Genomic DNA, 23875 nt, shown 5'->3' with positions numbered 1-23875 from the left:
CAACAAAGATTTAGAGCCCAGGATTTGATTCAATCAAATCCTGAACAGCTCTAGTCTGCGTCGGCAATGGCGGCAAGGAATGCCGTGCCATACCGCTCAAGCTTGGCATCGCCCACTCCCGGCAGGGCACGCAGATCGTCCAACGTCCCCGGCAGGCGCTGCGCCATGGCCCGAAGCGTCGTGTCCTGAAACACCACATAGGGCGGCACGCCCTGCGCCGAAGCGATCTCGCGCCGCTTGCGCCGCAAACGCTCGAATACGGCCTCGGCTTCCGTGGACAACGCTTCTCCCGCGCTCAACGCCCGGTTTGTGTCTGATTTTCTGCGCTCATGGTCGCGCCGAAGCGTCACGGTCCGCTCGCCGCGAAACACCGCTCTCGCGCCCTCGTCGAGATAGAGAGCGCCATGGGCCTCATGGTTCACATGCACCAGCCCCATGGCCGTCAACTGCCGCACCACCGAGCGCCAGGTCTTGACGGAAATATCCTGCCCGACCCCGAAGACCGGCAAATGCTGGTGCCTGAATTTCTCGACCTTTTCGGTGGTTTTGCCCATCACGACATCGATCACATGCGCCGCGCCGAACCGCTGCCCCGTGCGATAGATCGACGACATCACCTTGTTTGCAGCCTCGGTGCCGTCCCAGCTGTCCACCGGATTGGTGCAGGTGTCGCACTTTCCGCAATCGCCAGGATACTGCTCCCCGAAATGGGAGAGAACTGCCTGCCGACGGCAGCCCGCCGTCTCGCACACACCGAGCAGGGCGCTCAGCTTGGTGTTTTCCAGCCGCTTGATCTCGTCGGGCGCATTGCCCTCGGCGATCATCCGTCGCCTCTGGCTCACATCCGACAAACCGTAACACATCCAGGCCTCCGAGGGCTGTCCATCGCGCCCGGCCCGACCCGTTTCCTGGTAATAGGCCTCGATCGACGAGGGCAAGTCCATATGCGCAACATAACGCACATCGGGCTTGTCGATGCCCATCCCGAACGCCACGGTCGCCACAAGGCACACTGAGTCTTCCTTAAGGAAAGCGTCCTGATGGCGTGCCCGCACACCCGCGTCGAGACCGGCGTGATAGGGCAGGGCGGGGATCCCCTTTTCGTTGAGGAACTCGGCGATCGCTTCGACCTTGGCGCGCGACAGGCAATAGACGATGCCGCTTTCGCCTCTATGGCGCCCCAGAAAATCGAGCAGCTGCGCCCGCGCATTAGAACGCTCGACGATCGAGTAACCGATATTGGGCCGATCGAAACTCGATATGAAAAGCTGGGCGTCCTCCAGTCCCAGCCGCTCGATCAGATCGGCGCGCGTCGTAGGATCTGCCGTCGCCGTCAGCGCAACGCGTGGAACATGGGGAAACAACTCCGCCAGCTTGGCCAGCTCGCGATATTCGGGCCGGAAATCATGCCCCCACTGACTAACGCAATGAGCCTCGTCGATGGCAAACAACCCGATTTCGACACTGGCCAAAAGGTCGAGAAACCCCGCGGCCGCCAGCCGCTCCGGGGCCACATAGAGAAGGTCGAGTTCGCCCTCGCGCAGCGCTTGGCGCACGCTGCGGTTCTCTTCGGGCGATAGTGAGGAATTGAGCGCGGCTGCCCTCACCCCGGCCTGTTTGAGGGCCTCGACCTGATCGCGCATCAACGCGATCAGCGGGGAGATGACAACGCCAACCCCCGGGCGTCCGATGGCCGGAATCTGATAGCATAGCGATTTCCCCGCCCCCGTGGGAAACAGCACAACGGCGTCGCCGCCGCCCATCACGTGTTCGACAACCTGCTGCTGCTGGCCGCGGAACGCATCGAGCCCGAACACCGATCGCAAGATATCCAGCCCGCCGGCCGGCGCAGCATCAAGGGCCGTAGCGTTGGAAAAAAGCGACATGGAAGACAAGAGAAACCGGCGGTCGGAGAAAGATGATTCGCCAGCCCATTTGACTCTTATCGTTTCCGTGGCGCAACCCGCCAGGCGGCAATCAGCACAATCTGCTCAGCAGGTCGAGCAGTGTGTCGCGCGCCTTTGCTCCGCCCAGCCGCGCAACGCAGTCGGCCTCGAAATCATCCTGTACGGACCTGGCCCTTGCAAGGAAGCGCTCACCATCCGCGGTGAGATAGAGCGCATTGGCGCGCCGGTCCCCATGCGCGGCCCGGCGCTCGGTCAGCCCCCGGCCCTCCAGGCCATTGATGAGTGCAACGAAATTTGCGCGCTTGATGCCCAGGATCTCGGCGATCTCGGTCTGTTTGCGCCCGGGATTGTCGCCAATAAGCGTCAGCGCCGAATATTCGGCGGGGCGCAGATCGAGAGTCTCGAACGTCGCGAGAAAGCGTTGGAAGACGCTAAGTTGGGCCCGGCGCAGCCGGTATCCCACGATATCGGTTGTTGACCCGGTTTCGAGCACGGCTTCGTCGGTGGCGGACCCCGGAACAGCGGACATACAGTGGAACCCTTATTGTTATGAGATAGAATTTAAAGCTCTTGGCGGAAAAGGCAACGCCACGGCGTTGTGTTCGGCAGGCGCTTGCAAAAACTCGTTATGATATATAAACAATTTGCTGTGGGATGGCCGCTCGATGTTCGGATGATCCTATCGTTTGTGTGCATTGTCCATTGTTCGATAAGACAACGAGAGACAAGGGTGCGCATGGCATTGTCGGGTGTTAGAGAGGTATCACCGGAGCGTGCAGGGGAGGATAGATTTGTTCCAGGATCAGTCGCCGCTTGGGCGCGCCATTTATGGCCTGGCAAAGCTTATGGCGCTGGCAGGCGGCATTGTGCTTGTCGGCCTCGTTCTGATGGTCGTGGTCAGCGTAACCGGCCGCGCGCTGCTCTGGGCCGGTTTGCGCCCGATCCGGGGCGATTATGAACTGGTCGAAGCGGGCATAGGTTTTGCCGTCTTCGCCTTCCTGCCCTGGGCGCACCTCGAGCGTGGACACGCGATCGTCACCATAATGACCGACCGCTTTGGCCCCATCGTCAACAGATGGATCCTTGTTGTCACCGATATCATGATGCTCGCCGCCGCCGCGTTTATTGCCTGGCGGCTTTATGACGGTATGCTCGACAAGTTCCGCTACAACGAGACCACGCTTTTGCTGCGCATGCCGCTCGGCTGGACCTACAGCGCGGGCCTGGTGGGGGCAGTCATCTTTTTTGTCGTCGCGCTTTACGTGCTGGGCCGGTCCATCTCCAACGCGCTGGCCGGCCGTTCGGAACTGCGGTCATCGGGGGCCGAACTGTGAGCAACATACTTATCGGACTGCTCTCGTTTCCACTTATCCTGCTTTTGATTTTCCTGCGCGTGCCCATCGGCCTTGCCATGCTCGGCGTCGGCATTTTCGGCTCATGGCTGCTGACGGGTACGTTCAATCCGGTCATGGCCCAGTTCAAAAGCCTCACCTATTCGACCTTCGCGTCCTATTCGCTCTCTGTCGTGCCGCTGTTCATCCTCATGGGACAGTTCGCCACACTGTCGGGCATGTCCGCGGCGCTGTTCAACGCCGCCGCATCCTGGCTGGGGCATCGCAAGGGCGGGGTCGCCATGGCGGCGGTCGGCGCCAGCGCCGGGTTTGGCGCCATCTGCGGCTCTTCGTTGGCAACGGCCGCAACTATGGGCCATGTCGCCCTGCCTGAACTCAAGAAATATGGCTATTCGGGTGCCCTTTCCACCGGAGCGGTCGCCGCGGGCGGCACGCTGGGCATCCTGATTCCGCCCTCGGTCATTCTGGTCATTTTCGCCGTTTTGACCGAGCAGAACATCGCCAAGCTGTTCATGGCCGCCTTCGTGCCGGGCATTCTTGCCGCCATCGGCTATCTGATTGTTGTTGCCATCTATGTTCGCCTCAATCCCGAATCCGCCGGCATCCGGGCACGGGTTCCCTATGGCGAACGCTTCCGCGAACTGGCGACCATCTGGCCCGTTGTGGCGATCTTCGTTCTGGTGATCGGCGGCATCTATACCGGCATTTTCACCCCCACCGAAGCGGCCGCCGTTGGCGCTGCCGGCACCGGGCTCGTCGCTCTCGTGTCGCGCAGCCTGTCGCGCAAGGGCCTCAAGGAGGCCATTCTGGGAACCGCGTCGTCAACGGCGATGATTTTCCTCATCGTGCTCGGCGCCGCTGCCCTCAACGGCTTCCTGGCCCTGTCGCAACTGCCACAGTTCGCCGCCGGATGGGTTGTCGACCAGGGTTTCAATCCCTGGGTGGTGATGGCCATCGTGCTGCTGCTCTATCTCGTGCTCGGCTGCGTCATGGATTCGCTTTCCATGATCCTTCTGACCGTGCCGATCATCTTTCCGATGATGTCGGCTCTCGATTTCGGGCTGACCCCGGACGAATTTGCCATCTGGTTCGGCATTCTGGTCCTGATCGTCGTCGAAGTGGGGCTGATAACCCCGCCCGTGGGGATGAATCTGTTCATCATCAATTCCATGGCCAAGGGCACGCGGCTGTCCGAAGCCTTCCGCGGCGCGCTGCCCTTCGTGGCCAGCGACATCATTCGCACAATAATTCTCGTCGCCTTCCCGCCGATAACGCTGGGACTGGTGTGGCTGCTCTATTGAGCGGCCAAAGATCGTGAGGAGTTCACACGCCAAAGGGCGTGCAACAAGGGAGAAGACCAAATGAAACTGAAATCCATTCTGCTCGGGGCGGTCGCCACCGTCACGTTTGCAACTGGCGCCATGGCTCAGGAGGTAACGCTGCGCGTCCACCAGTTCCTGCCTGCCCAGGCCACCATTCCCGCCACCGCCATCGCGCCATGGGCCGAGGCAGTCCAGGAACAGTCCGATGGCCGCATAGCCGTGGAACTCTATCCGGCCATGCAACTCGGCGGTGCGCCCGACAGCTTGTTCGGCCAGGCTCAGGATGGTGTGGTTGACGTCATCTGGACGGTTCTTGGCTACACGCCGGGGCGCTTTCCGAAATCGGAAGTGTTCGAGTTGCCCTTCCTGATGTCCAACAGCGCCGAAGAAACCTCGGCCGCCTTTTACAACTACGTCATGGAAAATTCCGCCGACGAGTTTGAAAGCGTCCACGTCCTCGCGCTTCACACTCACGGCCCCGGCCTGTTTCATACTCAGGAACCCGTCAACGCTCTTGAAGACATTCAGGGCATGAAGATTCGCGGCGGCTCGCGTATCATTTCCAACATGCTCGCCCAGCTCGGTGCCGAGCCCGTCGGCATGCCCGTGCCCCAGACCACCGAAGCGCTCTCGCGCGGCGTGATCAACGGCACCACCGTTCCCTGGGAAGTCACCCCCTCGATCCGCGTTGCTGAACTGGTCACCAACCACACAGGCTTCTCGGGCGAAAACGGCCTTTATACCCAGACCTTCGGGTTCGTCATGAACCGGGGCACCTATGAAAGCCTGCCCGACGATCTCAAAGCGGTGATCGACGCCAATTCCGGGCTTGAAACCTCAAAAATGTTCGGCCGTGCCATGGATGCCGGCGACGACGTCGGCCTGCAGATTGCCCAGGATGCCGGCAACAACATCATAACGCTCGACGAAGCCGAAACCGCCCGCTGGAAAGAAGCTGCCCAGCCCACCATCGACCAGTGGTTTGCCGATATGGACGCCATCGGCATCGACGGCGAAGCGCTTTACGCTGCGGCTCAGGAAGCCATGGCTGCCGAACGCCAGTAAGGCCCTGTCAAAGCGATATCAGGGGCGCTTCGGCGCCCCTTTTTTGTTGCAGATCAGACGATGACCGCCGGTTCGGGCCGTCCACGCCCAACGCCCTCGGCAAAAAAGACATGGCCCGAATCCGGATGCGCCGCCAACCTCTCGGCGTCGAGCCCTTCGCGGGCCGTGGTGCAATAGAGGGTGGAAAAATCGGCGCCGCCAAATGCCGGGCAGGAGGTGTGCGGCGCCCCGACCGAAACCGCCTTGAGCAATTTCCCCGAGGGGTCATAGACGGCGACCCGTCCCGCACCCCATTGGGCCAGCCACATATTGCCCTCGGCATCGGTCACCGCGCCGTCGGGATTGAGCCCCTCGGACGCGAGGTCGAGATGGAGTTCAGGCTCGCCAACCGGTGCGCCGGTTTCCGCATCGAGCGCGACGCGTTTGACGATGCCCCGGTCCGTATCGGCGAAATACGCCAGGGTCCGGTCGGGTGAAAAGCAGATGGCGTTGGGTATGGTGATAAACGAAAAGAGCTTTGTGACCTTGCCGCGATAAAACCGATAGATCGCCCCCGCATCTTTTTCGGCCTTCTTGCCCATCGATGAAAACCAGAATCCGCCCCACGGATCGGCGCGTCCGTCATTGGTGCGCAGCTCTTCGCCGAGATCGAGCGCGGCAACAACCTCGCGTTCACGGGTTTCGATATTGAGCTTGAGCAGCGCCGTTTCGCTGGCGATCAGCAGATTGTCCTTGTCGATCCACCCGGCCGCCGAAACCATGTCCTCGAACGTCCAGGCTCCCGTTTCGCTGCCTTTGCGGGTCAGGAGCGTGCGGCCAATGATGTCGAACCAGAACAACTGCTCGCGCTCGGGATGCCAGAGCGGACCCTCGCCCAGAAAACAGGGCCGGTCGTCGAAAACATGGGCGTCGCTCATGGAAAAACCTCGTCATAGGCCGCTACAATTTTGCGGGCCCGCTCGCCGACCTCCCCGGCCGTTAGGCCGGGCGTGTAAAGCGCCGTGCCGATGCCGAACCCGTCGGCGCCGGCGGCACGCCACTGACCAAAATTGTCCGGCCCGGCCCCACCCACTGCATAGACGGGAACCAGCGGCGGCAGCACGGCCTTGAGCGCGGCAACCCCCGCTGGCCCCATGATCGAGGCGGGAAAAATCTTGAGCCCGTCTGCGCCCGCCTTGAGCGCCGCAAAGCATTCACTGGCTGTGAAAACGCCGGGAAAGGATTGAAGGCCAGCCGCCTTTGTCGCGCCGATCACCGCCGCGTCGCAATTGGGTGAAACGATCAGTTTCCCCCCCGCCTGCGCGACGTCCGTGACGTCCTTTTCACTCAACACTGTCCCCGCGCCGATCAGCGCGTCGCTGCCAAACTCGCGCGCCATTGTTTTAATGGAATTAAGTGGTTGTGGCGAATTGAGCGGCACCTCTATGGCTGTGATGCCGGCCTCGATCAAGGCCCGGGTCACGCCCAAAGCCTCGTCAGGTTTGATGCCGCGCAGAATGGCGATCAGTTTGCGGCTCATTGCACATTCTCCAGCGCCGAACGGGCGGCGCATAACCCGGCCAGCGTCATCTCTTCGGCATCGAGCAGCCGGGTCGAAACCCCGGCAATGTTCAATGCCGTCTGGTATAGCCTGCTCAACTCCGATGTGCCAATCAGGGCAACGTCATTGCCGCGCCAGTATTGGCTGACTCCCGCCAGTTCGGCTCCGATCAGCAACCCCGAAAGACGCGATCTGGAGTCCTGTGCCGAGGTGCCTTCGAGCAGGCCGCCGGCGCGGATTGAAAACAGTTTCGTTACGATTTCCCGATCACCCAGCGCCTCACGAACCCCCGAACCAAACCCGTCCTCGCTCCAGTCCTTTGTCCCAACGCTATGACGCAGGACGGATTTTTCGGCGAGCAGCGAAAAGATCTCCCCGGTCATTGCCGTGCGAAATCGTGCAATGCGGCCGTCGGCAATTTCCACCCATTTGCTGTGCGTGCCGGGAAGGCAAAGGATGCCCGAGCCCCCGTTCGTAGCAACATATCCGGCAATCTGGGTCTCCTCGCCGCGCATCACGTCGGGCGGCGCCGACTGGCTGACCCCTGGCAGAATAAAAACGGCGATGCGCCTGTCGGTCGCCGGCGCGCGGGTCGGCTTCGCAGCGACAGGCGGGGTAGGGGTCCTTGCATAGGCCGCCTCGATCCAGCCCTGCCGCGCGCCGACCATGCCGCAGGCAATGATTGGCGTAACCCGTTCCGGATCGATCCAGCTCTGGATAATTTCAAGCAACACAGGCTCGAATTCGGACGGGTCAAGCTGGCCCATGCCCCTGGCGCTTTCGCCACGCGCCAGCACGGTGTCGTCGGCACCCATCGCCCACGCGCGCATGTTCGAGGTGCCCCAATCGACAGCGATCCAGCAGGCCGTTATGGGCATGTCGCGCGCGGCATCTGTCGAAAGGGCGGTTGCTTCATGGATTGATTCTTTCCCCAAATTGACGGCACATGGCGCTGGACGCCCACGCGACTCCCCCGCGAGCCATCAATTATCTTACTATATTTTTATTTTGACAATCCATCGCCGCCTTTGTCATGTTCGACCTGCGCCACGATGAGCTGGTGCACCAATAAGGGCAGACGGGCATGGCGGGAACTATAGACCATCGGGAGGGAGCGGCGGCAACGGCCGGGTCGGCGCGGCGCAAGCCGCATAATTTCCATGCCCATGTCATGTACACCCTGGGGACCGCCATTGTCGGTGGAACTTACAGGGAAGGCCAGATTCTTCCCGGCGACAGCGATCTGATCGACCAGTTCGGCGTGTCGCGAACGGTGTTGCGTGAGGCGCTCAAGACCCTCTCGGCCAAGGGGCTTGTCGAAGCGCGGGCCCGGGTCGGCACCCGCGTCCTGCCCCGGTCGCGGTGGAACATGTTCGATTCCGATGTGCTGCTCTGGCACCTGGAATCGGGGATCTCGTTTGATTTTATCGCCTCGCTTGCCGAAATCCGCATGGCCGTGGAGCCCGATGCCGCGGCGCTGGCCGCCGAGCGGCGCACCGACGCGCAGGCCGAAGAATTGATGGGCTGGCTCAGGGGCATGGCCACGCAGGGCCAGAGCGCCCAGGATTTCGCCCGCAATGACGTCGAGTTCCATCGCGTGGTGGCCCAGGCATCGGGCAATCCCTTCATGGTTTCGCTCTCCAATGTTGTCGAGATCGCATTGATGGCATCGTTCACCATTTCCTCGCCGGTCGAGGGCGGGGAAGCCTTTGACAAAGCGGTGCGCCTGCACCGCAATATCGCCGAGGCCATAGCGGCCAAAGACCCCGAAATGGCCCGCGTCGCCATGCGCCAGGCCATCCAGTCCGGTGTCGATCGGGCAACGACCACCTTGGGTACGCCCAAAGGCTAAGCTGCGGAAATCCTTTCCGATTTGCGTTTCCACGCCCACTGGACATACCCCTCCAGCGCTCAGATGCCCAATGAATCCCAGGTGCAATCGCACCCGCCGCAAAGTGGACGGTTGTTGAAAAGCGCATCAGGATTCAAACACCCGCTTTACAAATAATCATACTATATGCAAATGTGCTGGCGATTGTTGCGCTGTGGGCGTGGCATGGGAGGTCGCTGCGGCGAGAGGCGCCGGAGCGGAACTGACAGGGAGAAACCTCATGAAATCGATTTTGGCAGGGCTGGGCGCCCTGGTGATGACCTCTGCGCTTTCGGCGATGCCCGCCATGGCGCAGGACGCCGGCTCGGTGGGCATTTCCATGCCGACCCAATCGTCGGCCCGCTGGATCTCGGACGGCAATTCAATGGTCGAGCTGTTCGAGGCGGCCGGCTACCAGACCGATCTGCAATACGCCGAAGACGACATCCCCAACCAGCTCGCCCAGATCGAAAACATGATCGTGCGCGGGGTCGACGTGCTGGTCATCGCGTCCATCGACGGCACGACACTGACCACGGCGCTTGAGAACGCCGCTGCCGCCGGCATTCACGTCATCGCCTATGACCGGCTGATCCGCGGCTCGGAAAATGTCGATTATTACGCGACCTTCGACAACTTCAAGGTTGGCGTGCAGCAGGCCCAGTCGCTGGTCGACGGCCTCGAAGCCGCAGGCGGTGAAGCGCCTTACAATATCGAGTTGTTCGGCGGCTCGCCCGACGACAACAACGCCTATTTCTTCTATGACGGCGCCATGAGCGTCCTCCAGCCGCTGATCGACGATGGCACGCTGGTCGTCAAATCGGGCCAGATGGGCATGGACACCGTCGGAACGCTGCGCTGGGACGGCTCGGTGGCCCAGGCCCGCATGGATAACCTTCTGTCGGCCCATTATACCGACGATCAGGTCGATGCCGTGCTCTCGCCCTATGACGGGCTTTCCATCGGCATCATCTCCTCGCTGCGCGGCGTGGGTTACGGTTCGGGCGACATGCCCATGCCGATCATTTCCGGTCAGGACGCTGAACTCCCGTCGGTCGCCGCGATTATGGCCGGTGACCAGTATTCGACGGTCTTCAAGGATACGCGTGAATTGGCCCGTGTGACGGTCGGCATGGTCGAAGCCCTGATCAATGGCTCCGAGCCCGAAATCAACGACACCGAGACCTATGAAAACGGCGTCAAGGTAGTCCCCTCCTACCTGCTCGAACCGGTGCTGGTCACCGCCGACAATGTAGAAGGGGTACTGGTCGGTTCGGGGTATTATACCGAAGACCAGATCGCCAACTGATCGAGCCAGTCCTCCTCCAGAGGCCGTGCGGTGGGGCAGCATAGCGCCCCGCCGCACACACTCAGAAAAGAGAGACGGAACGCCATGACGTCCATTCTCGAAATGCGCGGCATCACCAAGAGCTTTCCGGGCGTCAACGCGCTCGAAAACGTCAACCTGGTCGTCGAACAGGGCGAAATCCACGCGCTGGTCGGCGAAAACGGCGCGGGCAAGTCCACCCTGATGAAGGTGCTCTCGGGCGTCTATCCTTCCGGCGATTACGAGGGGCAAATCTTTTTCGAGGGAGAGGAACGCCATTTCCATTCCATTTCCGAAAGCGAAAAATGCGGCATCGTCATCATCCATCAGGAACTGGCGCTGGTTCCGCTACTCTCGATTGCCGAAAACATCTTTCTGGGCAATGAGCGCGCCAGCAATGGTGTGATCGACTGGTCGGAAACCTATCGCCGCACCGAAGACCTGCTCAAGCGCGTGTCGCTAAAGGAATCCCCGCGCACAAAGATCACCCATCTGGGGCTCGGCAAGCAACAGCTCGTCGAGATCGCCAAGGCGCTGTCAAAGGAAGTCAAGCTCCTTATCCTCGATGAGCCCACATCCTCGCTCAACGAAACCGACAGCCAGGCGCTTCTCAAGCTGTTGGTCGAACTCAAGGAGCGAGGCATCTCCTCGATCCTGATTTCCCATAAGCTCAACGAAATTTCCCAGGTCGCCGACCGCATCACGGTGCTGCGCGACGGCCATACCGTTTCCACCCTCGATTGCCACACTTCGGAAATTTCCGAGGCTGATATCGTGCGCGACATGGTGGGCCGTTCGCTCACCGACCGCTTCCCGGCCCGCGATCCCAAGATCGGCGACGTGCTGTTCGAGGTCAAAAACTGGACCGCGCACCACCCCATCCATTCCGAGCGCAAGGTCGTGGACGACGTGAGCCTTTCGGTGCGCGCCGGAGAGGTGGTAGGCATTGCTGGGCTGATGGGCGCCGGACGGACCGAACTGGCCATGAGCTTGTTCGGAAAATCCTATGGCGAGAAAATCTCGGGCGAAGTGCTTTTGCGCGGCCAGCCCGTCGATACCTCCTCGGTGCCCAAAACCATCGCCAACGGCATCTGTTATGCCACAGAGGACCGCAAAACCTACGGTCTCGTCCTCGACCAACCCATCCGCGACAATGTCCCCCTCGCCAATCTCGACGGCATCGCCAATGGCATCGTTGTGGACAATCACAAGGAGCGCGAGGTCGCCGAGCGCTACCGCAAGCTCATGGCGATCAAGAGTTCCGGGATCGGCCAGAAAACGGTCAATCTCTCGGGCGGCAACCAGCAAAAGGTGGTCTTGTCCAAATGGCTCTACGCAGGACCTGACGTCCTGATCCTGGACGAACCCACCCGAGGCATTGATGTCGGGGCCAAATACGAAATCTATTCGATCATCAACGACCTGGCGGCCCAGGGCAAAGCCATCGTCCTGATATCTTCGGAAATGCCGGAACTGTTGGGCACCTGCGACCGCATTTACGTCATGAACGCCGGCCGCTTCGTGGGCGAATTGCCCATCGCCGAAGCCACTCAGGAAAAGATCATGTCGATGATCCTCAAAACGGGGAGGGCGGCGTGATGGCGATGTCCCTTGCCTATCCCGCGCACTCTCGCTGCCCCGGCGAAAGCCGGGGTCCATGGGCATTCGCGTCGAACTCTGGTGCTCGTGCCACCTGCTGCTGGGTCCCGGATCAAGTCCGGGACAGCGATGGTGGGGGACGGGCGTTGCCGAGCCTTCTCGATCAATTCATCAACGGACCAGACCATGACTGACCTCACCCAATCCTCGTCCGCAACCGGCGGCCAGTCGGTGTTTGTGACCTATCTCAAAACCCATCTGCGCGAATACGGCATCCTGTTCGCCCTGATCGCAATCGTGGTGTTCTTCCAGATCGCCACCGACGGCATCCTGTTGCGCCCGGCCAATGTCACCAACCTGGTGCTCCAGAACTCCTATATCGTCATCATGGCCGTCGGCATGCTGCTGGTCATTGTGTGCGGCCATATCGATCTCTCGGTCGGCTCGGTCATGGGCTTTGTCGGCGCGCTGGCAGCCGTATTGATGGTGCAGTTCGATATCCATTTCCTGCCCGCGGCCATCATCTGCCTGGCGGTCGGGGCGGCCATCGGGGCCATTCAGGGCTATTGGATCGCCTATTGGAAAATCCCCAGCTTCATCGTGACCCTTGCCGGCATGCTGGTGTTCAAGGGATTGATGATGGTTCTCCTGAAGGGCCAGTCCATCGGGCCGTTCCCCGATGAATTCCGCCTGATCGCTTCGGGCTTTATCCCGGACCTGTTTGCGCTCGAGGGCATCCACATGCTCTCGATGCTGCTTGGTGTTGGCGCCGCGGCCATTCTCGTTCTGCTTTCGGTGCGGGCTCGCGCCAAGGAGGCCAGGCACGGGACGCCCGACGAACCTTTTGCCTTTTTCACCGGCCGCAACATTCTCGTTGCCGGAGCCGTGGTCTATCTGGTCTATCTTCTGGCCACCTCGCGCGGCCTGCCCAATGTCTTTATCATCATGGCGGTGCTGATCGCCGGCTACAGCTTCGTGGCCAAGCAGACCACAATCGGTCGCCGCATCTATGCGGTGGGTGGTAACCAGAAGGCGGCAAAGCTCTCGGGCATCAATTCCGAACGCCTGACCTTCCTTGTGTTCGCCAATATGGGCATGCTCGCCGCTTTGGCCGGGCTGGTGTTCGCCGCCCGGCTCAACATGGCGACGCCCAAGGCGGGCGAGACCTTCGAGCTCGACGTGATCGCCGCCGTGTTCATCGGTGGCGCTTCCATGGCCGGCGGTGTCGGCACGATTGTCGGTGCGGTGATCGGTGCGTTCATCATGGGGGTGATGAACAACGGCATGTCGATAATGGGTATCGGCATCGACTGGCAGCAGATGATCAAGGGCCTGGTCCTGCTCGCTGCGGTGATCTTCGACGTCTACAACAAGAACAAGGCCGCCTGACCTTTTCCGGCGCGCCCAGCGCGCGCCGGCCTACCCCCTGGAGTATTTTGAAAAGTGTTGCTCTCCCAGATCCTCGATACCAGCGGTTCCCAGCGCGTCGTCGCGCGTGAGGGCGATAATGCCAGAATCGTCAATGGCGCGGACTCCATTCTGGCGCTGGCCAAGCGCGCCATCGCACGGGATATGGCCCTGGCCGGGCTGATCGCCGAACAGGGACTGGGGGAGAGCGTCGATCTGGACGCAGCCTATGCCGAGGGGAGGGTGCTGGCGCCCATCACCCCGGACGATCCCGCCCGCCTGCACCTCACTGGCACAGGTCTTACCCATCTCGGTTCCGCCTCCACACGCAACGCCATGCACCAGAAAACCGGCGCCGAGGAGAACCTGACCGATTCCATGAAGATGTTCCGGATGGGCGTGGAGGGCGGCAAGCCGGTTGGCGGCAAGACCGGCGTTCAGCCCGAATGGTTCTATAAAGGCAATGGCCACGCGCTGGTCGCGCCGGGCAAGCCCATCGTCTCGCCGAGCTTTGCGCTCGATGCGGGTGAAGAGCCCGAAATCGCCGGCATCTACATCGTCTCCTATGAGGGCGTGCCGCACCGGATCGGCTTTGCCCTTGCCAACGAATTTTCCGATCATGTGACCGAGCGGCAGAACTACCTCTATCTCGCGCACTCGAAATTGCGCCCCGCCTCGATCGGCCCTGAAATCCTCGTCGGCGAATTGCCCGCCCATATCGAGGGCACCTCCCGCGTTGTCCGCGATGGCGCCGTGCTGTGGGAAAAGCCTTTCGTTTCGGGCGAGGACAATATGAGCCACACCCTCGCCAATCTCGAACACCACCATTTCAAATACGAAATCTTCCGCAAGCCCGGCGACGTGCATGTCCATATGTTCGGCACGGCAACGCTGAGCTTTGCGGACAACGTCCGCACTCAGGAAGGCGACATCTTCGAAATCGAAGCCGCCCCCTTTGGCCTGCCGCTCAAGAACTCCCTGGCCATCGACAAGACACGCCCTGCCGACGCGCCTGTCGCGGTCAAGTCATTGTAGGAAGGGCAGGGCAATGGCATTCGAAAAGGCCCAATGGCCGCGCAAGCTGCGCTCGCAGGAATGGTATGGCGGCACCTCGCGTGACAGCATTTACCATCGCGGGTGGCTCAAAAACCAGGGCTATCCGCACGATCTGTTCGACGGCCGCCCGGTGATCGGGATTTTGAACACCTGGTCAGATCTCACCCCCTGCAACGGCCATCTGCGCGAACTGGCCGAAAAGGTGAAGGCGGGCGTCTGGGAGGCCGGCGGCTTCCCGCTCGAAGTGCCGGTGTTCTCGGCTTCTGAGAATACGTTCCGCCCCACGGCCATGATGTATCGCAACCTCGCCGCCATGGCGGTCGAAGAGGTGATGCGCGGCCAGCCCATCGACGGCGCCGTGCTGCTGGTCGGTTGCGACAAGACCACCCCCTCGCTGCTCATGGGCGCCGCCTCGACCGATATTCCCTCGATCGTGGTCACCGGCGGCCCCATGCTCAACGGCTGGTTCCGGGGCGAGCGGGTCGGCTCGGGCACCGCGCTCTGGCAGATGAGCGAGGCCATCAAGGCCGGGGAAATGACCAAGGACGATTTCCTCGAAGCCGAGCAGGCTATGAGCCGGTCGTCGGGTTCGTGCAACACAATGGGCACCGCCTCCACCATGGCCTCGATGGCCGAGGCGCTGGGCATGGCGCTCTCGGGCAATGCGGCCATCCCCGCCGTCGACAGCCGCCGCCGCGTCATGGCGCAACTCACCGGCCGCCGCATCGTCGATATGGTCAAGGACGACCTCAAACCCTCCGATATCCTCACCCGCAAGGCGTTTGAAAACGCCATAATGACCAATGGCGCCATCGGCGGTTCGACCAATGCCGTGGTTCATCTGCTGGCCCTTGCGGGCCGCGTCGGCGTCGATATCGGGCTCGACGATTGGGACCGGCTCGGCCGCGACATTCCCACAATCGTCAATCTCATGCCCTCGGGCAAATATCTGATGGAGGAATTCTTCTACGCCGGGGGCTTGCCGGTGGTGCTCAAGTCCCTGCTCGAGGGCAAAAAGCTCCATGGCGATGCGCTGACCGTTTCGGGCCGCACCATGGGCGAGGAAATCGTCAATGCCCGCAACTGGAACGAGGACGTGATCCGCCCGGTTGAGACAGCCCTGACCAGCCATGGCGGCATCGCCGTGCTCAAAGGCAATCTCGCGCCCAATGGCTGCGTATTGAAACCCTCAGCCGCCAGCCCGCATCTGATGGTCCATACCGGTCGCGCCGTGGTGTTCGAGGACATCGACGACTACAAGGCAAGAATCAACGACGAGGCGCTCGATATCGACGAGACCTGCGTCATGGTGCTCAAGAACTGCGGCCCCAAGGGCTATCCCGGCATGGCCGAGGTCGGCAATATGGGCCTGCCGCCCAAGGTGCTGCGCAAGGGCATAAAGGACATGGTGCGCATTTCCGACGCCCGCATGTCGGGCACCGCCTATGGCACGGTGATCCTTCACACCTCCCCCGAAGCGGCGGTGGGCGGCCCGCTGGCCGCTGTGCGCAATGGCGACATGATTTCCATCGACGTGCCCAACCGCACGATCCATCTCGACGTCCCCGAAACCGAGATCGCCGCCCGCCTCGCCGATTGGTCCCCGCTACCTGACCAGCCGCAATCGGGCTATGCCAGAATGTTCCTCGATCACGTCGATCAGGCCCATACCGGCGCCGATTTCGATTTTCTCAAAGGCTCGCGCGGCAGTGCGGTGGGCAAGGATTCCCACTGATGGCTCATTCGATCGCCATTGTCGGGCTGGGCAAGATTGCCCGCGACCAGCATTTGCCCTCGATCTCTAAAAATCCCGATTTCGAGCTCGCCGCCATCGTCTCGCGCAATGCAGAGCTTGAGGGCGTCGACCATTTTACCTCCCTCGATCAAATGCTCGCAGCGCGCCCCGATATCAAATCCGTGGCGCTGTGCACCCCGCCGCAAGTCCGGCGTCAATATGCAGAAGCCGCCATCCGTGCCCGCCGCCACGTTCTGCTCGAAAAGCCGCCCGGCGCCACCGTCGCCGAAGTCGATTGGCTCAAGAACCTGGCCGCCGAGCACGGGGTAGCCCTGTTTGCCACATGGCATTCGCGCTACGCCCAAGGGGTCGAGCCGGCCCGTCGGTTTCTGGCCGACAAGACCATCCACAGCGTCGATATCGTCTGGCGCGAGGACGTGCGCCGCTGGCACCCCGGCCAGGACTGGATCTGGGAGCCGGGCGGCATGGGTGTGTTCGATCCCGGCATCAACGCCCTATCGATCCTCACCCATATCCTGCCCGCCCCCGTGCTGGTCACCGGCGCGGTGCTCGAAGTCCCGGCAAACCGCCAGACGCCCATCGCGGCGGAAATCGATTTTGCTTCGGTCACCGGCCATCCTGTCACCGCCGATTTCGATTGGCGACAGGAGGGGCCGCAAACCTGGGACATCACCGTTCGGATCGATGCAGGTCTGCTCGAGCTCTCGGCTGGCGGCGCTGTGCTCAGGATCGATGGGCAAACCCAGCTGGCCGCCGACGATACCGAGTATGACGGCATTTACGCCCATTTCGCATCGCTTCTGGCCGGGGGCGAAAGCGATGTCGACATTTCCCCGCTGCAATTGGTGGCCGACGCCTCTATGCTTGGCGAGATTCGCAAGGTCGAGGCGTTCATCGAATAGGGCGGCGGCCGATCCTCCCCCAATTGTCGCCCCGGCCTTGAGCCGGGGCCAGTAAACTCGGCTTCGGTGGATGATCCCCGGCATTTCCGGATGACCCTCCCATCGAGCCCGGTCCTCTCCTGCCCAAAAATTTTACCAAAAGGTCAAAAACCCCTCTATTGCTCTTTCCGGCTTTGTGATTGACTGATCGCAAAGCCAAGGGGAGTCGCATCCAATGTCCGTTTTCAAATCCGGACCCGAGGGGTTGATCGGCTATGCGGTGATGCTCGAGCAGTTTCACCCGCGCGATTGCGTGGAACTGACCCAATATGCCGAGCAGAACGGTTTTAACGGCGCCATGGCCGCCGACCATTTCCAGCCCTGGGTGCCCCAGCAGGGCCAGTCGGCATTCGTTTGGAACGTCCTGACCGCCATCGGCGAACGCACCAAAGGCGATATGGGCCCAGGCGTCACCACCCCTACTTTCCGCTGGCATCCCGCCATGGTGGCGCAGGCTTCGGCGACCCTTGCCGCCATGTATCCCAACCGCCACTGGCTCGGCGTGGGGGCCGGCGAGGCGCTCAATGAAAGTTTCCTCGCCCAATACTGGCCCGACGTGGGCGAGCGTTCGGCCCGCATGTTTGAAGCCGTCCAGATCATAAAAAAGCTGTTCGAGAACTCGGCGGCCGGCAAGGATACCAAGCATAAGGGCGACTATTACAGGATGGAGTCCACAAGGCTGTGGACCATGCCCGAAACGGCGCCCGAAATTCTCGTTGCCACCGCCGGCCCGCTCAACGCGAAGAAAACCGGCAAATTTGCCGATGGCATCATCACCGTCGGCGCGCCGCTCGAAAAAATCGAGATGCTGTTTGAAAAGTTCGCCGAGGGCGCGCGTGAGGCCGGCAAGGACCCCGACAAAATGCCCAAGGTGCTCCAGCTCCATTTGAGCTGGGCCGAGACCTACGAGGAAGCGCTGGCCAACGCCATGACCGAATGGCCCAATGGCGGCATGAAATTCCCCAAGGCCGACATCCGCTCGCCTTTCGATTTCGAGCAGATGGCCAAGCTGGTCCGCCCCGAGGATTTCAAGGGCAGGATGGTGATTTCCCCCGATCCCGAAGAGCATCTCGAACACATCGAAAAATTTGCCGATTTCGGCTTCGACCGCATCTATCTCCACAATGTGGGCCGCAACCAGCGCGAATGGATCGACGTGTTCGCCGAAAAGGTGCTGCCCAAACTTAAGAAGCGCTGATGGCCAACCGACTGACACTGTGGGGAATACAAGGCATTCCCGAGATCGGGGCGGGGGACGATCTGGTCGCGCTGATTTCGGCTGCCATCGACACCATGGCCGCCTCCGATCCCGATGCCGCGCTGGCCGATGGCGATATCCTGATCGTCACATCCAAAATCGTATCCAAGGCCGAAGGCATGCAGGTGCCCATCGCCGCCCGTGAGCTGGCTATCGAGGAGGATACCGTCCGCATCGTCGCCGAGCGCGCCCATGCTGGCGGGATAACCAAAATCGTCGAAACCCGACAGGGGCTCGTCATGGCCGCCGCCGGTCTCGACACCTCAAATGTTCCCGACGGCCTCGCTCTGCGCCTGCCGCGCGATCCCGACGCTTCGGCCCGGGCGCTCTGCGAGGCCCTGCGCGAAAAGACCGGCAAGCGGCTCGGTATCGTCATCACCGATACCCTTGGCCGCCCTTGGCGCGTCGGCCAGACCGACGCCGCCATCGGTGCATCGGGCGTGCAGCTCGTCGACGATTTGCGCGGCGGCGTCGATGCCAATGGCCGCCCCCTCAACGTCACGGTCACCGTCCTTGCCGATGAACTCGCCGCCGCCGCCGATCTGGTCAAGGGCAAGGCGTCCCGCATGCCCGTCGCGGTGGCGCGGGGCTTGGGAAAGCTGGTCATCGATCCCGACAGTCCCGGCGCCAAAACCCTGGCCCGGCTGGGCGAAGACGACATGTTCCGCTTCGGATCGACCGAGGCCTACAGGCAGGGCTACGAGGCCGCCATGCACGAGCTGGCGGCGAAAAAGGAAAAGGTGAAATGAGCCGATTGATATCCTTTGTCTCAAGCACCGCCGTCATCCCGGGCTCGACCCGGGATCCAGTACACGGCAGCGCTCCGGCAAGTTCGCAAACTCTGCCGGTTACTGGCCCCCGGCCCAGGGCCGGGGTGACAAATTGGTTTTTTAGCGGCGCTTTTCACCCCTCGCTGCTCCGGCGAAAGCCGGAGTCCATGGGCGTTGCGGCATCCTCCAGTGGACGGGAAGGGTTGCTGGGTTCCGGATCGAGCTCGGGACAGCGAAGGGAAGCGGTGTCGCTCAAGATATGGCTGCTTCCTCTCGTGAGCCTGGGTTCCGCCCTCTCAACCCCCGCCCACGCCACCGACTACCCCCTCACCATCGAAAACTGCGGCGCTACAATCACTTTCGATGCCCCACCCGAACGGGTCGTCACCATCAAATCGACAGCCACCGAACTCCTCCTCGCCCTCGGCCTTGCAGAAAAAATCGTCGGCGTCGGTTTTCAGGATGGCCCGGTCCCCGATGCATGGGCGCCCGCTACGCCGCTCCCCATTCTTGCGGATCGCGTCCCCTCCCAGGAAGTCGTCCTCGAAGCCGAGCCCGATTTCGTCTACGGCGGCTGGGAATCAAGCTTTGCCGCCGACGGCGCGGGCACCCGTGACGGCCTGCACGCGCTCGGCGTTGCCACCTATGTCGCCCCCACGGCCTGCCGCTCGCAAGGCACGCCGGACAAGCTCTCGTTCGAGGACGTCTTCGACCAGATCGTCGAAATGGGCGCCATTTTCGATGTCGAGGATCGCGCCACCCAACTGGTCGCCGAACAGCGCACAATGCTCGAAGAAATCAAACCCGCCTCGAACCTGACCGGCCTCTGGTATTCCTCGGCCACTTCGACCCCCTATGTTGGGGCCGGCCTCGGCGGACCGCAAATGACCATGGAGGCGCTCGGCATCGCCAACATCTTTGCCGATGTGGAAGACACCTGGACCTCGGCGAGCTGGGAAGCCATTGTCGATGCCGATCCCGACGTGATGATCCTCGTCGATGCCGCATGGAACTCGGTCGACCAGAAGATCACGCTTTTGAACGACAACCCCGCCACAGCCAATCTGAGTGCCGTACAGAACGAGCGCTACATCACCATCCCGTTCCCCGCCGCCGAACCGGGCATCCGCTCCATCCCCGCCGCCGCCGATCTGGCACGGCAACTCCAGGAGCTCGATCTGCCACAATGACCCCCCTTCGCTTCCCCGGCGAAAGCCGGGGTCCATGTGAGCCAGCCTCAAACTTCCGAGCGTCGATTGGCGCTGCTGGACCCCGGATCAAGTCCGGGGCAGCGCGGGAGCGAGAGGCGACGCCTATCGTTGGCACGCCTTCAGAGGAAGGCATTGTTGATTTGCTGCAGCGGCCACAAGAATTGGTTGCCGGAGCAATGACGCCCCTCCCTCGCTTCCCCGGCGAAAGCCGGGGCCTATGTGAGCGAGCCTCGGGCGTCGGAGTGTCGACTAACGCGGCTGGCCCCCGGATCATATCCGGGACAGCGCGGCGGGTTGGCAGCCCTCCCTCTCACCTCTCCCTTGGGGGAGAGAGCCTGCCCCCAACCCGATCGGGGGTCGGCGCGAAGCGACGGGTGAGGGGGCCTTCCCTTACGCACGACCGGAAAACCCTCTGATGGTCGCCGCCCCGCTCGGCCTGTCCGCCCTGACCCCCGCTGCCTTGCGGCGGCTGAAATTTCAGGCCGGGCTTGCGGGGTTGGCCCTGGCGCTCGGCGCCTCCCTTGTCGCCGCCGTCACCATCGGCCCGGCCGATATTGCTCCCGGCGAAGTCTGGGCGGTGATCGCCCACAAGCTCGGTATTATTTCTGAAAACCCGGTGTCGCGCCTGCGTGGGGGGATCGTCTGGGAGTTGCGCCTGCCGCGCGTCCTCGCCGCTGCTGCCGTGGGGGCCGGATTGGCCATTTGCGGCGCGGTCATGCAGGCGCTGACCCGCAACCCGCTGGCCGATCCCTACCTTCTCGGTCTTTCCTCGGGCGCGTCGGTCGGCGCCGTCTCCATGATGCTGATCGGGGCGACGCTCCTGCTGCCGGTCGGAGCGTTCGCTGGTGCCTTGGCCGCCATGGGCCTGACGCTGGGGCTGGCGCGATCGCTCGGCGCCATCACCGCCTCCCGCGCCATTCTCGCCGGTCTGGCCGTTTCCGCACTGGCCTCCGCACTCACCTCGTTCCTGATCTTCTGGACGGCGACCGGGGATTCCTACCGCGAAATCCTCTCCTGGCTCATGGGCTCGCTGGCCGGCGCGCGCTGGTCCGATACCGGGCTGGCGCTTGTCGCACTCGCTGCGGTCGGCGCTCCGCTCATTGCCTCGGGCCGCATCCTCGATGGCTTCGTGTTCGGCGACACGGCGGCCTGCGCCCTGGGCATCGACGTTGAAAGAACCCGCTGGGTCATGCTCGGCGGCACGGCGCTTCTCACCGGCGTTCTCGTCGCGATTTCGGGAGCCATTGGCTTTGTCGGGCTCATCCTGCCCCATGCGGTGCGGCTGGTCGCCGGAGGGCGCCACCGCCATTTATTGCCGCTGGCCGCGCTGGCCGGAGCGATATTCATGGTCTGGACCGATACCGCCTCTCGCACCCTGTTCGATCCGCGCGAGCTTCCCGTCGGCATAGTCACCGCCATGATCGGCGCCCCGGCCTTCTTTTTCATCCTGCTGCGCAACAGGCGGGCCACATGAGCCTTGCCATCCACAGCGCCAGCCTGACCATCGAGCGCAAGACCATCCTCGATGATGTGTCCTTCACCCTTGAGCCGGGCCGTCTCAACGCCCTGATTGGCCCCAATGGCGCCGGCAAATCCACCCTGCTGCGGGTGATCCTCGGTTTCGAGCCTTCGGCAAGCGCCGATATCGGGTTTGAGGGCTCGAATTTCCACGCCCTGCCGCGCCGCGAGCGCGCCCGCATCGCCGCGCTTGTCGAACAGAGTGCTGCCACCGATCAGCCCATCGATGTCCATGACGTGGTGATGCTCGGCCGCCTGCCGCATCAGGGAATGTGGGCCGCCGACAGCGAGAGCGCCGATGAGGAAATCGCCGCCCGCGCCATGGCCCGCGCCGGGGTCGCCGAATTCGCGATGCGGCGCTTTTCAACCCTCTCCGGCGGCGAGCAACAGCGCGTGCACATCGCGAGGGCTCTTGCCCAATCCCCCCGCCTGCTGCTGCTCGACGAGCCGACCAACCATCTCGATCTTTCCGCCCAGATCGCCGTCATGGAAATCCTGCGCGCCCTGGCCGATGAGGGGCTGACCATCCTTGTCACCATGCACGATCTCAACCTGACCGCCGCCTGGTTCGATCATGTCGTGGCGCTCGACCGGGGTCGGGTGGTGGCCGAGGGCGCGCCCGGTGCGGTCATCGATTCAGCTTTTCTCGCGCGGGTTTATGGCGTCGCTGCCACCATAGTGCCCAACCCCGCATCGGGTCGCCCGATGATCGCTTACGGGCCGTGACGAATTGTACTTGCGCGCCGATTAAAAATTTGATCGTCTGGTCAAAATATTTCCGCACGGCAAAGGCGGGATCAGGGGTCTGAAAGGGTAGGGACAATGGAATTCGGAATCACCTTCAAGGGTTTTGTCGATCACGACAGGGCGCGCTATCTGATCCAGGCTGCCGAATATGCCGGGTTCACCTATTGCTGGTTCTACGATTCCCACATCCTCTGGCGTGATCCTTACCCGGCCATGGCCATGGGCATGGAATGGACGAAATCCATGCGGTTCGGTCCGCTGGTCACCAACCCCGACGTGCGTGACTGGTCGGTTGCCGCTTCGCTCTTTGGTTCCCTCGCCAAGCAGAGCGGTGGCCGTTTCGATCTCGCCGTGGGCCGCGGGGATTCCTCGCGCCGCGTCATGGGCCACAAACCCGCGACATTGAAGCGCGTCGCCGAATTTATCGCCAAGACCAAGGCCATGGTGCGCGGCGAGGAAGTGACCTATGGCGATGTGCCCAATCCGGTGCAGTTTCCCTGGGCCGTGGGTCACGAAATGCCATCCTGGATTGCTGCCTATGGCCCCCTGGCGCTCAAGACCGCCGGGGAAAGCGCCGATGGTGTCGTGCTGCAGATCGCCGAACCCGGCCTTTGCAAATGGTTCACCGACCAGTGCCTTGAAGCGGGCAGGGCCGCTGGACGCGACATGAGCACTTATCGCTCGATGGCCGCCGCCCCGGCCTATTTCGGGGATAAAAAGAAGGCCATCGAGGCCACAAAGTGGTTCCCCGCCATGGTGGGCAACCACGTTGCCGATATTGTCGAGAAATACGGCGCGGATTCCGACAAGGTTCCCGCCAGCCTCACCTCCTATATCGAGGCGCGGCGCGGCTATGATTATTCCAGGCACGGCCAGTCAGATAACCCGTACCTCGATTTCATCACCGACGACATCGTTGAAAGCTTCTGCGTGCTCGGCGAGCCCGAAGACCACATCAAAAAGATCCACGATCTGCAAGCGGCGGGCGTCACCCAGTTCAACATCTATCTCGACAGCGGCGAGGAAGAAGACATCATCGCCCGCTACGGCCGCGAGGTCATCCCGGCGTTCCGGTAAGGCGGGAGCGCTCAAGAGCCCCTCACCGGCCTGCCGGCCACCCTCTCCCCGAAGGGGCGAGGGGCCTTGAGCGCTGGAGTGGTTTCCAAGAAAGGCCCCCTCACCCGCCGCTTCGCGTCGACCTCTCCCCCTAGAGCGTTTCCAGAATAAGT

Annotated in this window: 21 protein-coding genes; 16 read left to right on the top strand and 5 right to left on the bottom strand. The window is 62.3% G+C overall.

Annotation, left to right across the window (positions count from 1 at the left end; genetic code table 11):
- Positions 1–50 precede the first annotated feature (50 nt).
- Both recQ and ACP148_RS13495 read right to left on the bottom strand, forming a co-directional pair.
- Positions 51–1886, bottom strand: a complete 1836-nt coding sequence (gene recQ / locus ACP148_RS13500) for a DNA helicase RecQ (RefSeq protein WP_421953203.1) — start codon at positions 1884–1886, stop codon at positions 51–53.
- A 91-nt stretch (positions 1887–1977) separates the two neighbouring features.
- On the bottom strand, positions 1978–2436 hold the full coding sequence (locus tag ACP148_RS13495; RefSeq protein ID WP_421953202.1) for a MarR family winged helix-turn-helix transcriptional regulator: 459 nt from the start codon (positions 2434–2436) through the stop codon (positions 1978–1980).
- Between the two features lie 262 nt (positions 2437–2698).
- Between ACP148_RS13495 and ACP148_RS13490 the strand changes: the two genes are divergently transcribed.
- From ACP148_RS13490 to ACP148_RS13480, 3 genes are read left to right on the top strand one after another with little or no spacing between them, the layout of a single operon-like run.
- Complete coding sequence (locus ACP148_RS13490) at positions 2699–3241, top strand: TRAP transporter small permease (RefSeq protein WP_421953201.1); 543 nt, start codon at positions 2699–2701, stop codon at positions 3239–3241.
- Positions 3238–4560 (top strand): TRAP transporter large permease, encoded by a 1323-nt coding sequence (locus tag ACP148_RS13485; protein WP_421953200.1) that lies wholly within the window; start codon positions 3238–3240, stop codon positions 4558–4560. Before ACP148_RS13490 ends, ACP148_RS13485 begins: the two co-directional genes overlap by 4 nt.
- Positions 4561–4620: 60 nt before the next feature.
- A complete protein-coding gene (locus tag ACP148_RS13480) occupies positions 4621–5646 on the top strand; it encodes a TRAP transporter substrate-binding protein (RefSeq protein ID WP_421953199.1) in 1026 nt (341 codons plus the stop codon).
- Between the two features lie 53 nt (positions 5647–5699).
- On the opposite strand, the gene ACP148_RS13475 is transcribed toward ACP148_RS13480, so the two are convergent.
- The 3 genes from ACP148_RS13475 to ACP148_RS13465 are packed head-to-tail and all read right to left on the bottom strand — an operon-like array spanning position 5700 to position 8121.
- Complete coding sequence (locus ACP148_RS13475) at positions 5700–6563, bottom strand: SMP-30/gluconolactonase/LRE family protein (RefSeq protein WP_421953198.1); 864 nt, start codon at positions 6561–6563, stop codon at positions 5700–5702.
- Positions 6560–7165: a 2-dehydro-3-deoxy-6-phosphogalactonate aldolase gene (locus tag ACP148_RS13470; RefSeq protein WP_421953197.1), complete on the bottom strand. Its 606-nt coding sequence runs from the start codon at positions 7163–7165 to the stop codon at positions 6560–6562. The genes ACP148_RS13475 and ACP148_RS13470 overlap by 4 nt, the downstream gene beginning before the upstream one ends.
- The gene (locus tag ACP148_RS13465) at positions 7162–8121 is read right to left on the bottom strand and encodes a 2-dehydro-3-deoxygalactonokinase (RefSeq protein WP_421953196.1); all 960 of its coding nucleotides are present in this window, start codon (positions 8119–8121) and stop codon (positions 7162–7164) included. The genes ACP148_RS13470 and ACP148_RS13465 overlap by 4 nt, the downstream gene beginning before the upstream one ends.
- 149 nt (positions 8122–8270) lie before the next feature.
- Between ACP148_RS13465 and ACP148_RS13460 the strand changes: the two genes are divergently transcribed.
- The 13 genes from ACP148_RS13460 (at position 8271) to ACP148_RS13400 (ending at position 23723) form a co-directional block, all read left to right on the top strand.
- On the top strand, positions 8271–9038 hold the full coding sequence (locus ACP148_RS13460) for a FadR/GntR family transcriptional regulator (RefSeq protein WP_421953195.1): 768 nt from the start codon (positions 8271–8273) through the stop codon (positions 9036–9038).
- Between the two features lie 259 nt (positions 9039–9297).
- Positions 9298–10365, top strand: a complete 1068-nt coding sequence (chvE, locus tag ACP148_RS13455; RefSeq protein WP_421953194.1) for a multiple monosaccharide ABC transporter substrate-binding protein — start codon at positions 9298–9300, stop codon at positions 10363–10365.
- A gap of 84 nt (positions 10366–10449) precedes the next feature.
- Positions 10450–11982, top strand: coding sequence for a multiple monosaccharide ABC transporter ATP-binding protein (gene mmsA / locus ACP148_RS13450; RefSeq protein WP_421953193.1), 1533 nt, complete (start codon positions 10450–10452; stop codon positions 11980–11982).
- A 186-nt stretch (positions 11983–12168) separates the two neighbouring features.
- The gene (gene mmsB / locus ACP148_RS13445; RefSeq protein WP_421953192.1) at positions 12169–13371 is read left to right on the top strand and encodes a multiple monosaccharide ABC transporter permease; all 1203 of its coding nucleotides are present in this window, start codon (positions 12169–12171) and stop codon (positions 13369–13371) included.
- Positions 13372–13425: 54 nt separating this feature from the next.
- On the top strand, positions 13426–14424 hold the full coding sequence (araD1, locus tag ACP148_RS13440; RefSeq protein ID WP_421953191.1) for an AraD1 family protein: 999 nt from the start codon (positions 13426–13428) through the stop codon (positions 14422–14424).
- A 13-nt stretch (positions 14425–14437) separates the two neighbouring features.
- A complete protein-coding gene (gene araD, locus ACP148_RS13435; RefSeq protein WP_421953190.1) occupies positions 14438–16180 on the top strand; it encodes an L-arabinonate dehydratase in 1743 nt (580 codons plus the stop codon).
- Positions 16180–17103: a Gfo/Idh/MocA family protein gene (locus tag ACP148_RS13430; RefSeq protein WP_421953189.1), complete on the top strand. Its 924-nt coding sequence runs from the start codon at positions 16180–16182 to the stop codon at positions 17101–17103. Before araD ends, ACP148_RS13430 begins: the two co-directional genes overlap by 1 nt.
- Positions 17104–17317: 214 nt before the next feature.
- Positions 17318–18340 (top strand): TIGR03557 family F420-dependent LLM class oxidoreductase, encoded by a 1023-nt coding sequence (locus ACP148_RS13425; protein WP_421953188.1) that lies wholly within the window; start codon positions 17318–17320, stop codon positions 18338–18340.
- Entirely contained in the window at positions 18340–19149 is an 810-nt protein-coding gene (gene cofE, locus ACP148_RS13420) for a coenzyme F420-0:L-glutamate ligase (RefSeq protein WP_421953187.1), read from the top strand. Before ACP148_RS13425 ends, cofE begins: the two co-directional genes overlap by 1 nt.
- Before the next feature lie 266 nt (positions 19150–19415).
- Complete coding sequence (locus ACP148_RS13415) at positions 19416–20360, top strand: putative F420-0 ABC transporter substrate-binding protein (RefSeq protein WP_425033539.1); 945 nt, start codon at positions 19416–19418, stop codon at positions 20358–20360.
- Positions 20361–20796: 436 nt separating this feature from the next.
- Positions 20797–21855, top strand: a complete 1059-nt coding sequence (locus tag ACP148_RS13410) for a putative F420-0 ABC transporter permease subunit (protein WP_421953185.1) — start codon at positions 20797–20799, stop codon at positions 21853–21855.
- Positions 21852–22625 carry an ABC transporter ATP-binding protein gene (locus ACP148_RS13405; RefSeq protein ID WP_421953184.1) on the top strand — a complete coding sequence of 258 codons (774 nt, stop codon included), beginning with the start codon at positions 21852–21854 and terminating at the stop codon, positions 22623–22625. The genes ACP148_RS13410 and ACP148_RS13405 overlap by 4 nt, the downstream gene beginning before the upstream one ends.
- 96 nt (positions 22626–22721) lie before the next feature.
- Positions 22722–23723, top strand: a complete 1002-nt coding sequence (locus ACP148_RS13400; RefSeq protein WP_421953183.1) for a TIGR03842 family LLM class F420-dependent oxidoreductase — start codon at positions 22722–22724, stop codon at positions 23721–23723.
- Positions 23724–23875 lie beyond the last annotated feature (152 nt).

Source organism: Pelagibacterium sp., assembly GCF_965249125.1.
In the GTDB taxonomy this organism is placed as follows: domain Bacteria; phylum Pseudomonadota; class Alphaproteobacteria; order Rhizobiales; family Devosiaceae; genus Pelagibacterium.
Note: the sequence above shows the minus strand (reverse complement) of the source record. Positions and strands in the feature narration are given on the sequence as shown.

Coding starts and splice junctions, on each gene's coding strand:
- recQ (WP_421953203.1), bottom strand. CDS start 1,886: ATGTCGCTTTTTTCCAACGCTACGGCCCTTGATGCTGCGCCGGCCGGC.
- ACP148_RS13495 (WP_421953202.1), bottom strand. CDS start 2,436: ATGTCCGCTGTTCCGGGGTCCGCCACCGACGAAGCCGTGCTCGAAACC.
- ACP148_RS13480 (WP_421953199.1), top strand. CDS start 4,621: ATGAAACTGAAATCCATTCTGCTCGGGGCGGTCGCCACCGTCACGTTT.
- ACP148_RS13475 (WP_421953198.1), bottom strand. CDS start 6,563: ATGAGCGACGCCCATGTTTTCGACGACCGGCCCTGTTTTCTGGGCGAG.
- ACP148_RS13470 (WP_421953197.1), bottom strand. CDS start 7,165: ATGAGCCGCAAACTGATCGCCATTCTGCGCGGCATCAAACCTGACGAG.
- ACP148_RS13460 (WP_421953195.1), top strand. CDS start 8,271: ATGGCGGGAACTATAGACCATCGGGAGGGAGCGGCGGCAACGGCCGGG.
- chvE (WP_421953194.1), top strand. CDS start 9,298: ATGAAATCGATTTTGGCAGGGCTGGGCGCCCTGGTGATGACCTCTGCG.
- mmsA (WP_421953193.1), top strand. CDS start 10,450: ATGACGTCCATTCTCGAAATGCGCGGCATCACCAAGAGCTTTCCGGGC.
- mmsB (WP_421953192.1), top strand. CDS start 12,169: ATGACTGACCTCACCCAATCCTCGTCCGCAACCGGCGGCCAGTCGGTG.
- araD (WP_421953190.1), top strand. CDS start 14,438: ATGGCATTCGAAAAGGCCCAATGGCCGCGCAAGCTGCGCTCGCAGGAA.
- ACP148_RS13430 (WP_421953189.1), top strand. CDS start 16,180: ATGGCTCATTCGATCGCCATTGTCGGGCTGGGCAAGATTGCCCGCGAC.
- ACP148_RS13425 (WP_421953188.1), top strand. CDS start 17,318: ATGTCCGTTTTCAAATCCGGACCCGAGGGGTTGATCGGCTATGCGGTG.
- cofE (WP_421953187.1), top strand. CDS start 18,340: ATGGCCAACCGACTGACACTGTGGGGAATACAAGGCATTCCCGAGATC.
- ACP148_RS13410 (WP_421953185.1), top strand. CDS start 20,797: ATGGTCGCCGCCCCGCTCGGCCTGTCCGCCCTGACCCCCGCTGCCTTG.
- ACP148_RS13405 (WP_421953184.1), top strand. CDS start 21,852: ATGAGCCTTGCCATCCACAGCGCCAGCCTGACCATCGAGCGCAAGACC.
- ACP148_RS13400 (WP_421953183.1), top strand. CDS start 22,722: ATGGAATTCGGAATCACCTTCAAGGGTTTTGTCGATCACGACAGGGCG.